The organism is Waterburya sp. (assembly GCF_058530065.1).
In genome coordinates, this window is record NZ_JBZNBU010000024.1 from 20,446 (window position 1) to 31,086 (window position 10,641).

Consider the following 10,641-nt stretch of genomic DNA (forward strand, 5'->3'; position numbering starts at 1 on the left):
ATTATTTGTTTGACGATCTTCAAAAATTACCTAAAGTTTATTACGCAAGCGTCTTTCTTGATTTACCGTGTTCGTTCCTAACGTATTATTGGGGTTAACTGTTCCCTTCAAATAATGAATGGCTGGATAGTGAGCAATAAGAATAGTTCTCGTGCCTACTTTTTCCAAATCGATAGGCTGTGCGGGTTGGACATCATGGAATACTTGGTTATCGTGCCACAGGATAGCATGACCATCATTCAAAATAAAAGGATCGATTAAAGACCGCTTGCCATTAATATCTGCATAAATCGCATTTTCTGCCCCTTTAATATTGTTACGTTGCAAGCATACTAACATTCCTTTATCTGCACCATCTGAATGAATGCCTTGCCCAGTCAAACATTTTCCCGCAGTCTCGACTGTCACATGACTTTGTTGCACCTGCACTAAAATAGGTTCGCCATCGGGAATATCATAGGTAGACTTGAAAACATTAAGTACTTTTTTGGTTGCCTCCGACTCTATAAATTGCTGAGGCATTTCCTGATAACAACGTTTATAGCCACCAGAAAAATCATTGTAATGTTCGGATTGAATAAAGCAGTTGGCGCGAATTTGAAACCATTCTCCTTTGAGACACAACACATAGGCAATATTTTTGGTACGAGTTGTAAAATAATCTGAGCTAGGATCTGAGCCTAATTGACCGCAAGAATCAATTAATTCCAATGTTTCAGTGAGATTTAACATTGGCATCGTAAAAGCTAGACTATTTTTTTCTATGTTATTGGATGCAGTATTCTTTTGCTTTGGTGAATTAGTTAAGTTTTGTAGTTTTAGCATTTAAGTCTCCTCTCAAAATCCGCATAAATTGTAAATTAGTTGATTACTTAGTATGCTATGGTGCGATTTTGAGAAAAAACATAGCTCAATCTGAAGTTTGCATTGAGATTGTCTGAGTAGAAAATTAGAGAGTATTTTTTTTGTAGAAGTTATTTCTGCTAATTTGAAAGCTTGCGATCGCTTTAACTATTTTTTAGCAATGCCAAAAACCCTTGTAATACTGGCATAGTAATAACAGAACGCCAGGCTGCTGCAAATTCTAGCCTCAATGGAAGACCTTTTATTGGTTTGCAAACCAGATTGTCGCCGATTGATGTTTGCAAACCTGCGGGAATAAACGTCACTCCCATTCCTGCTGCGACAAAACAGATTCTAGTTTGATGAGAATTCACCTCTTTCACAATCTTGGGTTGGAAGCCAGTTTGATGGCATAACTTGCAAAATTCATCATAGAGGAATTTTCCTTCAGAACGAGGATGTAAGATAAAGGACTCTTGTGCCAGATCTTTTATAGAGAGTGATTCTTTGTCTAGTAAGTGGTGTTGTGGTGGTAAAACGGCAACAAATTCCTCTGATAAAAGTGGATAAACTTCTAAGCCACGAGAATCAACTGGAGGATGTAAAAATCCTAAATCTATTTCATTTTGATTGAGTGCTGTTACCTGTGATTCTGTGGAAAGTTCTAACATTTCGATCTCTACTTGCCGATAGCGCGACTGAAAACGACCAATTAATTCTGGTAGAACCGTATAGGTAGCCGTAGCGGTAAAACCCACAGTCAGTCTGCCCACTTCTCCTAAAGCAGTACGTTTGGTCAGGGCGATCGCATTTTCTGCCTGTTGTAAAAGTTGTTGTGCTTGGATGAGAAAAACCTCACCTGCGGGAGTTAAATTGACCGTACGTTTGGTGCGGATAAATAATTTAACTCCGATCTTAGTTTCTAAAACGCGAATCTGTTTACTGAGTGCGGGCTGAGTAATGTCTAAACGTTCTGCTGCTCTACCAAAGTGCAATTCTTGAGCAACGGTTACAAAGTATCGTAGTTGACGAAATTCCATTTAATAACTTTTAGTTATTAATCTAGCATCAAAAATGACTTGGACAAACAGGTTTTAATTGTTTTACTCTCAATTTAGAGATGATAAAAATTAATTTGAATCATAAGTAATTTGGTAATTTATTGCTTGATTTAACTTTAAATGAAAATATACAAGTCAAAAAACTTTAAAATAGCTTTATTTGCTTTAATAGGCTTTGTTTTAGCCATTTTTATCTATGGACTATTACAGTTAATCGAACCAGTAGCGATCGCCCAAATATCTCAATCTCCACAATCAGCAACATTTACGGGGGATAAATTATTGATTGCTTCTGATGCAGATATGGTAGCCACCGCCTATGCCGATGCCAAACTAAATCGAGTGCCTGGAGTTGAAGATGCTTTAACGGTAATAAAATTACCTTTGAATCGTGAAAATCCTCAAATTGCTTCGCTGCCTGTATCCAATTCTGTGATGTCTTGGCCGCAAATTATGGCTGTTTCCCCCGACAGCAAACGAGCTTATATTGTCGAAGTGCGATCGCGTCCTGAAGATGGAATTCAAGAGTTAGATACCATTGATGATATGCCTGAAGGTAAGTATTTAACTGTAGTCGATCTGGCGGATTCTAACCTGCCCAAAGTTATGGAAACTATTGAGGTAGGACGCAATCCCGAACATATTAGTATCAGCCCTGATGGTCGGTTCTTAGTGATTAATTTTCAGGAGAAAGGACGAGAATTATCGATTTTTCAATTGCAACCCGATGGAACATTAGGCAAAAATTTTGATTTTTCTATTTCCAGTAATGGTAGACGAACAGATAATCAAACAACAATTTGGCATCCTTCGGGAAAGTATCTAGCAACGACTCAAAACAAAAATCGTGAAGTTGCTTTTTACAGAATACTGACAACTTCTGATGATGAGATTGAATTAGAACCATATGACGATCCAATAGAAGTTGGCAACCATCTTAGTCATCCTCGATTTACCTCTGATGGTCGTTTTTTATTAGTAACCGATCTTAAATGGAGTACCAAATTTCTACGACAACTGAATTTTTTAATGAATCCCCTGGGAGAAGCGATCGCGATTAAATTTGCACCAGAAACGAAACAATCACCTGAAATCATCTCTAGAGTCGAGGTAGGACTAAGTCCTGAAGGATTTGCAATTAGTCCTGATGACTCTCTAATGACTACGGTAAATATGCGTCGTACCTATTTACCAAACTATATTCCTGTTTGGCGCGGTAAGTCTTACAGTTCTTTATCTCTAGTTAAGTTCGATCCCCAGTCAGGGCAATTAACTAACATTGATGAATATGGCTTTGAAGGATTGTTACCAGAACAAGTTACTTTTGATGAGTCTGGAAAGTCTCTAGCTGTAGTTATCTTTAACTATCGCCAGCCTAACCCGAAAACAGGTACGGTAGAATTTTGGAATGTGCGATCTGGCGATCGACCAAAACTAGAAAGAACGGGATTTAAAATTGATGTGGTTCGAGGCGCACACGATATTGTGCTAGTTCCTTAATTGCTCAATTTTCCGCGAGTTTGCTGCGCTATTACGTCGCAATTGATTTAAGTAGTCTCGCGCCCTCGACAGTCGCTTTAACGGGTTACGAACTCCTTCGGATTCAGCAGTTGCTTCAAGTCGGGGAACCCGACGGGGCTTTCAAGCACCTGAACTGAATTCAGGTGACAGCCCCTTCCCAACGCACTGCTTCACCGCAACGCGCTGTCTCGCAAAATTAATTGGATAGTTAAGATTGGGTCAGGGGTCAGGGGTCAGAGGTGAAAATTTAAAGATTAAGAGTCTTATTTCTAATATTCTTAATCAAACTAGGTTCTATTCATTTGAAAATCGCTGTAAATGCGATCGCGATACTGTTCTATAGGGTTAAACACTAAAAATATAGCATTACGTATTTAAGTTAGGACATTACCTACTCCCGTACGGTCGTTTCATGAAACGACCCTACTCGTACGGACGTTCCATGGAACGTCTCTACGCTACTCCCTACTCCCTACTCACTACTCCCTACTCCCTACTCCCTACTCCCTACTCCCTACTCCCTACTCCCTTAACTTGCCCTCATCTAACTTGGTGGGAACTAGCAATTTTTATGTTTTGAGTCGATACCCCATGCCTCTGACAGTTTCAATAAAATTGCTCCCTAATTTTTTGCGGAGATAGCCAACGTAGACATCAACGATATTAGAACCAGGATCGTAATCGTAACCCCAAACTAGATCTAATAATTGTTGTCTGGTCATTACCTGCCCTGGGTGACGGAAAAACACTTCTACCATAGTGAATTCGCGGGCGGGTAGTTCGATTTCAGCATCCCCAACGGTAACTTTGCGGGTACGCAGATCGAGAGTCATGTTACCTCGTTGAATCTGGATTTGGTCGGCATTTTGCCGCTCGCTATCGTTATTTTTCAATCGCACTTCAATCCGCGCTAAAAGCTCGGCAAAGCTAAAGGGTTTGGTCATGTAATCATCTGCCCCACCTTTTAAAGCCGTTACTTTATCCATCACATCATCTCTAGCACTGAGAATAATTACGGGGAATTCTATTCCCTGTCCGCGCCAAGCTTCTAAAACCTCTAAGCCATCTTTTCCTGGCAAACCTAAATCTAACAGTGCCAAATCGAACTGGTAGCTGAAAGGTAAATTGAGCGCACCATTAGCATCTTCGGCGATGGTGGTATTATATCCCTTAGCTTTTAAACCTTTAGCGATAAAAGCAGCAATTCGGGCTTCGTCTTCGACGATCAGTATTTGTTTCATGATTAATTTGATTTTTCGTTAAACTCTAGAGGAAAAATGAGGGTGAAAGTCGAGCCAATTCCTAATTTGCTTTGTAGATTAATCTCTCCTTGATGGGCTTCTACTACAGCTTTGACAATTGCCAAACCCAAACCAGAACCTTCAGAACGACGACGGCTGTTTTTAACCCTAGCAAAGCGATCGAAGATTCGTTGTTGTTCGCTAGCTGCAATGCCATTACCCGTATCTCGCAGCCAAAATTCAACCCGATCGCCTTGTAACCTTGCGCCTAACACAATCAAACTATCGACAACGGTATGCTGTACGGCATTGTTAGCAAGATTAATAATTGCTTGAGTAATTCTTTGGCGATCGCCAGTCATTTTACCCGATAGGATTTGATTGTCTAGATGCCAGTTACGCTCTCCTAAAGTTTGTATTTTGCTAAATAGTTCGGCGATAAAAGAACTCAGTTCGATAGTTTCAATCTGGAGAAAGTCGGGACGCTCTGATTTAGCTAGTAAAACTAAATCTTCTACTAAACGGTTAATCCGATCTAGTTCGTCAATGGTTAGATCGATGGTTTCTCGTTGCTCCTCTGTCTTTATATCCATCAATTCCAGATGTCCGCGAATGATGGTAATTGGCGTTCTTAGTTCGTGTCCCGCATCATTAATAAAGTCGCGCTGCATAGCAAAAGAATCTTCAATCCGTTCCATCATGGCGTTAAAAGTACGTCCCAACTGCGCCAATTCTCCCTCACCTCGAACTGGGATGCGCTGGCTCAGGTCGGATTCGGAAATCAATTTGAGGGTATCAGAGAAGTTTCTCAAAGGAGCGAGTACTCTACCTGCTGCTATCCAAGCCATGACTGAAGCTAATAAAATTATCGACAAAAGAACCTGCACGACGATGTTAAAAGAGCTTAAAACCTCTTCCCTTTCTCCTGCGGTGAGGTGAGCTACGATAAAAACACCAATAACTTCTTCGGTAGTTTTAATCGGTTCTGCTTTATAGAGAACGCTACCGATTTCGCGGTCATCAACATCGACTTCACCTTCTTTCTCGACAGTAATCTGTTGCCAATATTCCATCAACTGGGAATCAGGAGCAATTACTTCTGGTAAAAAGGGAGAATTACTTTTGTAAAATGAACCGTTAACAATAGCGATAAAATAATTGTCATCTTCGGCTTTATTGGTAGAAATAAATTTATCGAAAGCTAAATATATATCGTGATTGGCTCGCTCGGCTGCTGTTAATTCTGGGTCTGATTTGAAATTAGATTCCAATAAACTTTCAATCAGTTCTTCTTCAAATTCCTCCAATTCTTCCCGCATATCTCCCTCTACCCGTGCCGTAACTTCGGCAATCAAACGATAACGAATGGCAGGAATAGCGATCGCAATGAATGAACCCATCAAAACCAAATTCCACAATAAAATACGGGTACGAGTTTCCTGATAGATTTGAGACTGATTTAACCGTTCGACTTTGGCTCTAAAGGTTTGCCACCATAAGGATATTTTTTGCCCAAAGGGTTGGAGGGTTTTCATTATTTACCAACTTATGTACAAGTTATTGCTGCTATTAAATAACAGATTAAATTTTTCTCATCAAAGTTTCACGCAAGGTTTAATGCTACTTGTAAATATACGTAACAAGATACTCAAAATTTGGGTAAGAAAAATCTTTCTCCCAGATTTTCACTATTGTCAAAGATTTCAAAAAAACAATTTAGCACGACCTACCGCTTACCGTACGGGCGGTTCGCGAACCGCCCCTACCACCGCCTACCCATCTCGATCCCGCTTGACGGGACTACCCACCATGCCACTAACTCACTCACAATCGATTACAAAGGGCGAATACCGAAAAATCATGGTTTATTCCCATGATGCTTACGGTTTGGGTAATATCCGCCGTATGCTGGCAATCTGTAAGTATTTACTGAAATCTATTCCTAACCTCTCGATCCTGCTAGTTTCTGGTTCGCCAATGCTGCACGATTTTCGCTTACCTTCAGGACTGGACTACATCAAATTACCCTGCCTCAATCGGGGATGGGGACAGATGGCGGTAAAATATCTTAATGCCGATATCGAGTCTATTTTAAAGTTGCGATCGGAAATTATCTTAGCCGCAGCCAAAAACTATCAACCAGATTTAGTTTTGGTTGACAAAAAACCAACGGGGATTCAAGGGGAATTGCAATCTACTATTGAGTATTTGAAAACCAATTTACCCACCACCAAGTTTGTTTTGTTGCTACGGGATATTCTAGATACTCCTGAAAAAACCATCGCTGAATGGCAGCGAGAAGACTATTACCGCCAGGTAGAATCCTTTTACGATCGCATCTTAGTTGTAGGAATGCAGGAGATTTTCGATCTAGTACGAGAATATCAATTTGGCGAGGCAATTGCTGACAAACTTCGCTACTGTGGCTATATTCGCAAAGAGTCGGGTTTGAAAAACCGTCGCACCATTCGACAGGAATTAGGTATTGGTACAGATGAAAAGTTAATTCTAGTTACTCCTGGAGGTGGGGAGGATGGCTATTACTTGATTAATAATTATCTTCAGGGTTTGGCACGGCGAAAAGATAACTTTACCCAACAAAACATTCATACCTTAATCTTCTGTGGTGCGGAAATGCCACCCCAACACCAACAGCAAATATACCAACAAGCAAAAGAATTACCAGGGGTAACCATCAAAGAATTTACCAACGACATGATGAGTTATATCAACACCGCCAACCTAGTAGTTTCCATGTGCGGCTATAACACCATTACCGAAGTCTTACAAAAAGGTAAAAAGGCGATCGTCGTTCCCCGCATCAAGCCAGGCAGAGAACAACTAATCCGCGCTCAAAGCATGGCAAAAGCAGGGTTAATCGAAACGATCCATCCCGAAGAACTCAATCCAGATTTATTAATAGAAACTGTGTTGGCTAATTTGACCCCAGCCAAATCTCTAGCTAAACCCGTCCGTCTAGATTTTCTCGGACTACCCAGAGTCGCCGACTATCTATCAGTGCTGATGTCTGATTCTTTCAACATCCAAAAATTGCCTGTCAATCTGCGCTCGGCTTAATTGAGTAATAAGTAATAAGTAATAAGTAATAAGTACTATTTTCAAAAACTCCACCTCCTACCCACTACCTAAAATGAATAAAGTAATGTTTTACTGCCAACACATCCTTGGCATGGGTCATTTAATTCGCAGCGTCGAAATAGTCAAAGGATTAATTCCCGACTTTAAAATCTGTTTTATTAACGGCGGACAAGTCATTCCCAAATTTGAATTTCCCCCAGAAATAGAAGTAATTAATATTCCTGCGGTTAAAACTGACAGCGAGTTTAACGAACTTCGTCCCGTAGATGATAGTTTAACTATGGAGGAAGTGGAAGCAAAAAGAACCAAGATACTTTTAGATACTTGCGATCGCTTTCAGCCAGATATTCTCATTATCGAACTATTTCCTTTTGGTCGTCGTCGCTTTTCTTTTGAATTAATTCCTTTATTAGAAAAAGCTAAAGCAAGGGGAACAAAAATTGTTTCTAGCGTTAGAGATATTGTCGTTACCAAACAAAATCAACAAAGGCATGAAGAAAAAGTTTGTCGTTTGATTAATAAATATTTCGATATGCTACTAATTCACGGCGATCCTAACTTTGTCAAACTCGACCTCAGTTTCTCTCGCGTTAACGATCTCAACTGTCCCGTTCATTACACGGGTTATGTGGTTCAACCAATACCAACAACTCGCCAAATAATTCTAGACAAACCAACAATTTTAGTTAGTGTCGGTGGCGGAAGATTCGGACACGATTTATTAGAATGTGTCGCTCTTGCTGCACCAATTTTAAAAGCTAAAATACCCCATCATCTTCAAGTATTTACAGGTGCATTTAGTCCTGATGAAGTATTAATTAAGTTACAAGAAATAACCAAAGATTTAGATAATATAACTTGCGATCGCTACACCACTAATTTATTAGACTATATGCAGCAAGCCGACCTATCCATTGGCATGGGTGGCTACAATACCACCATGAATATTTTAAGCACTGGTATTCCAGCCATGATGATGGCATTTCAGGGCAATAACGATAAAGAACAAGAAACCCGTCTGCAAAAGTTAGATAGTTTAGGTCGAGTAAAAATGATTCAACCTGAAGATTTAAAACCAGAAAAGTTTGCCGAACTAATTGTTAATTATTTAGAACAAACTCCTAGTAACTTAACTCTCAATCTCAATGGTGTTCCTAATACTAGATATTGTTTACAACAACTAACAACCAAGCAATTTACAGCAATTTAGCGTTCAATACCTTAATTTTTTTAAAATTACTTTCTTTTGCTTAAATTAAAAAATTTACCCAGTGAATCATCAATCATTTAAAACAAAATATTAATAAAATTTTATGTACATTCTAAATACAATTTTAGTCACCAAAAACAATTTCCAAGATATGTGGTGCAAAATAAATTTTTGGACGCTTAGAAATATTGGACTGATGAAGAATGCCAACATTAACTAAACGATCTATGTCGCTACGGGCAGTATGGTAAGAAACATTACATAATCTTGCTAAGAAAGGAATGTTAATAGCTGGAGATTCAAAAAGATGTTCAATTATTTGATTCAGCCGAACATTTCCTCCAGATTGTTGCAAACCTTCTTGATATTGATTGCGAAGTTTTACTAGTTCGTCAAAACGTTGAATCGAATCTTTTGACTGTTCAATAGTGCCTCTCAAACAAAAACGTATCCAATCACTCCAATTACCTGTGGCACTAACCTTAAATAAAAGATTAATATATTCATCTTTATATCTGTCGAAAAAAGCACTAAGATATAGCCAAGGCTTTTGAAGATTGCATTGATTATAAATCATTAAAGACAAAAGCAGTCTTCCTACACGACCATTTCCATCAAGAAATGGATGAATAGTTTCAAATTGATAGTGAACCATAAAACAAAATATAAGCGAATCAATCGCTTTTTCTTTGTGAATAGCTTTTTCAAAACTATCCAAACAAGACATTATTTCATTGGGAGGAGGGGAATAAAGCGTCTGTCAGAACCAATGTGAACCTGAGAACGGCGAAAATTTCCTGGATCTCTGCGCGATCCTCTTACCCCTGCTAAAAGTTCTCTGTGTATTGACCTAATTAAATTTAATGAAATTGGTCTTTCATTTAATAATTCCAAGCCTAATTGTAATGCTCTGTTGTAATTAGCGACTTCTTGCCAAGCACTTTCAGGATCGCTTACTGATTTTGGTTCTTTTGGATCGATTTCAAAATACAAAAGCTCTTCTGGAGTTGCATATGTTCCTTCTAAGCTAGAAGAGCGTAAAGCCTCACGGCGTTGTAAGGGGCGTAGCAACAAGTTGTAATTTGGCATATTGTGACCAATTCCATCAAGTCGAGCTAATTCTTGTTTTGCTTCAGTTAACAATATCCACATTTCATCGGTCATGTTCCAACGATGGGGTAATGGATGTGGAATAAATGCCCAATCGTTTTTCCCATTAGCCGATATTTCTAGAAGTCTGCCAGGAAAATCTTTCAAAAACGCTGCTTTATCCATATTTCCGCTTGGCTCATATTTTTTCAATTGGTAAGTTTGAATTGAAATTTAACCTATATTTTTTCAATTGGTAAGTTTGAATTGAAATTTAACCTATATTTTTTCAATTGGCAAGTTTGAATTGAAATTTAACCTATATTTTTGGCAATTGATTTCTGAAACAAATGCAGTCAGGAGAGAGTCAGGCATTTGCATTCCTGGTTGCTCAAACTATTTGCTATGCTTAAGTACAAATATCTGTACTTAAAAGTATGCTGACAAAACACACCAACTATACTAATCTACGTCAAAATTTAGCCTCGATCTTGGATGAAGCAATTAGCGATCGCAATGTCATCGTAGTTACTCGACAAGGTAAAGAAGACGTAGCAATTTTGGCTGCTGACGAACT

Annotated in this window: 11 protein-coding genes; 5 read left to right on the forward strand and 6 right to left on the reverse strand. The window is 39.0% G+C overall.

Features of this window, described 5'->3' with window-relative positions; translation table 11 throughout:
- Nucleotides 1–30: 30 nt before the first annotated feature.
- Nucleotides 31–825: a 2OG-Fe dioxygenase family protein gene (locus AC33VI_RS01670; RefSeq protein ID WP_491780536.1), complete on the reverse strand. Its 795-nt coding sequence runs from the start codon at nucleotides 823–825 to the stop codon at nucleotides 31–33.
- 182 nt (nucleotides 826–1,007) lie between these two features.
- A complete protein-coding gene (locus tag AC33VI_RS01675) occupies nucleotides 1,008–1,883 on the reverse strand; it encodes a LysR family transcriptional regulator (protein WP_491780537.1) in 876 nt (291 codons plus the stop codon).
- A 141-nt stretch (nucleotides 1,884–2,024) separates the two neighbouring features.
- Between AC33VI_RS01675 and AC33VI_RS01680 the strand changes: the two genes are divergently transcribed.
- Together AC33VI_RS01680 and AC33VI_RS01685 are read left to right on the forward strand one after the other, a co-directional pair.
- Nucleotides 2,025–3,404 (forward strand): lactonase family protein, encoded by a 1,380-nt coding sequence (locus AC33VI_RS01680; protein ID WP_491780538.1) that lies wholly within the window; start codon nucleotides 2,025–2,027, stop codon nucleotides 3,402–3,404.
- Between the two features lie 433 nt (nucleotides 3,405–3,837).
- Nucleotides 3,838–4,005, forward strand: coding sequence for a hypothetical protein (locus AC33VI_RS01685; protein WP_491780539.1), 168 nt, complete (start codon nucleotides 3,838–3,840; stop codon nucleotides 4,003–4,005).
- On the opposite strand, the gene AC33VI_RS01690 is transcribed toward AC33VI_RS01685, so the two are convergent.
- Nucleotides 3,995–4,666 (reverse strand): response regulator transcription factor, encoded by a 672-nt coding sequence (locus AC33VI_RS01690; RefSeq protein WP_491780540.1) that lies wholly within the window; start codon nucleotides 4,664–4,666, stop codon nucleotides 3,995–3,997. The two genes, AC33VI_RS01685 and AC33VI_RS01690, sit on opposite strands and share 11 nt — an antisense overlap.
- Before the next feature lie 2 nt (nucleotides 4,667–4,668).
- Nucleotides 4,669–6,201, reverse strand: a complete 1,533-nt coding sequence (locus tag AC33VI_RS01695) for a sensor histidine kinase (protein WP_491780541.1) — start codon at nucleotides 6,199–6,201, stop codon at nucleotides 4,669–4,671.
- 82 nt (nucleotides 6,202–6,283) lie between these two features.
- Here AC33VI_RS01695 and AC33VI_RS01700 point away from each other — a divergent pair, with 82 nt between their 5' ends.
- Nucleotides 6,284–7,744 carry a glycosyltransferase family protein gene (locus AC33VI_RS01700; RefSeq protein ID WP_491780542.1) on the forward strand — a complete coding sequence of 487 codons (1,461 nt, stop codon included), beginning with the start codon at nucleotides 6,284–6,286 and terminating at the stop codon, nucleotides 7,742–7,744.
- A gap of 73 nt (nucleotides 7,745–7,817) precedes the next feature.
- Entirely contained in the window at nucleotides 7,818–8,975 is a 1,158-nt protein-coding gene (locus AC33VI_RS01705) for a glycosyltransferase family protein (protein WP_491780543.1), read from the forward strand.
- A 124-nt stretch (nucleotides 8,976–9,099) separates the two neighbouring features.
- Here AC33VI_RS01705 and AC33VI_RS01710 read toward each other — a convergent pair whose 3' ends face one another.
- Both AC33VI_RS01710 and AC33VI_RS01715 read right to left on the reverse strand, forming a co-directional pair.
- Complete coding sequence (locus tag AC33VI_RS01710) at nucleotides 9,100–9,702, reverse strand: Fic family protein (RefSeq protein WP_491780544.1); 603 nt, start codon at nucleotides 9,700–9,702, stop codon at nucleotides 9,100–9,102.
- Nucleotides 9,702–10,250, reverse strand: coding sequence for a Fic family protein (locus tag AC33VI_RS01715; RefSeq protein ID WP_491780545.1), 549 nt, complete (start codon nucleotides 10,248–10,250; stop codon nucleotides 9,702–9,704). Before AC33VI_RS01715 ends, AC33VI_RS01710 begins: the two co-directional genes overlap by 1 nt.
- A gap of 251 nt (nucleotides 10,251–10,501) precedes the next feature.
- On the opposite strand from AC33VI_RS01715, the gene AC33VI_RS01720 reads away from it, so the two are divergent.
- Nucleotides 10,502–10,641: type II toxin-antitoxin system Phd/YefM family antitoxin (locus AC33VI_RS01720; protein WP_491780546.1), on the forward strand; the 140-nt coding region annotated here is incomplete at its 3' end.